At 49.4% G+C, this 1,179-nt stretch carries 1 rRNA gene; it reads right to left on the bottom strand.

The window, feature by feature from the left end:
* Positions 1 to 1,179 (bottom strand): 23S ribosomal RNA (locus ACSLUH_RS19415); the annotation flags it as partial.

Here is a 1,179-nt window from a genome sequence, read left to right as displayed (position 1 = left end):
CAGCCTACATACTTTCACATGGACAACCAACGCCATGCCTGCCTAGCTTTCTCCGTCCCTCCTTCGCAATTATTAGAAGTACAGAAATATTAATCTGTTTCCCATCGACTACACCTTTCGGTCTCGCCTTAGGGGCCGACTTACCCTGCCCTGATTAACATGGGACAGGAAACCTTGGTCTTTCGGCGGGGGAGTTTTTCACTCCCCTTATCGTTACTCATGTCAGCATTCGCACTTCTGATACCTCCAGCATGCTTTACAACACACCTTCAACGGCTTACAGAACGCTCCCCTACCACTTGAACCTAAGTTCAAATCCGCAGCTTCGGTGCATAGTTTAGCCCCGTTACATCTTCCGCGCAGACCGACTCGACTAGTGAGCTATTACGCTTTCTTTAAAGGGTGGCTGCTTCTAAGCCAACCTCCTAGCTGTCTATGCCTTTCCACATCGTTTCCCACTTAACTATGACTTTGGGACCTTAGCTGGCGGTCTGGGTTGTTTCCCTCTTCACAACGGACGTTAGCACCCGCAGTGTGTCTCCCGGATAGTACTCATTGGTATTCGGAGTTTGCAAAGGGTTGGTAAGTCGGGATGACCCCCTAGCCTTAACAGTGCTCTACCCCCAATGGTATTCGTCCGAGGCTCTACCTAAATAGATTTCGGGGAGAACCAGCTATCTCCCGGCTTGATTAGCCTTTCACTCCGACCCACAAGTCATCACCGCATTTTTCAACATACGTGTGTTCGGTCCTCCAGTTGATGTTACTCAACCTTCAACCTGCCCATGGGTAGATCGCCGGGTTTCGGGTCTATACCTTGCAACTAAACGCGCAGTTAACACTCGCTTTCGCTACGGCTCCCCTATTCGGTTAACCTTGCTACAAAATATAAGTCGCTGACCCATTATACAAAAGGTACGCAGTCACCCGAAGGCTTCCACTGCTTGTACGTATACGGTTTCAGGTTCTATTTCACTCCCCTCACAGGGGTTCTTTTCGCCTTTCCCTCACGGTACTGGTTCACTATCGGTCAGTTAGGAGTATTTAGCCTTGGAGGATGGTCCCCCCATGTTCAGTCAACATTTCACGTGTGCCGACCTACTCGATTTCACAATTGTTTCATTTTCGTGTACGGGGCTATCACCCTGTATCGCCAAGCTTTCCAGCTTGTTCCACTAA

The sequence above is a fragment of the Thalassotalea ganghwensis genome (assembly GCF_053485795.1).
Note: the sequence above shows the minus strand (reverse complement) of the source record. Positions and strands in the feature narration are given on the sequence as shown.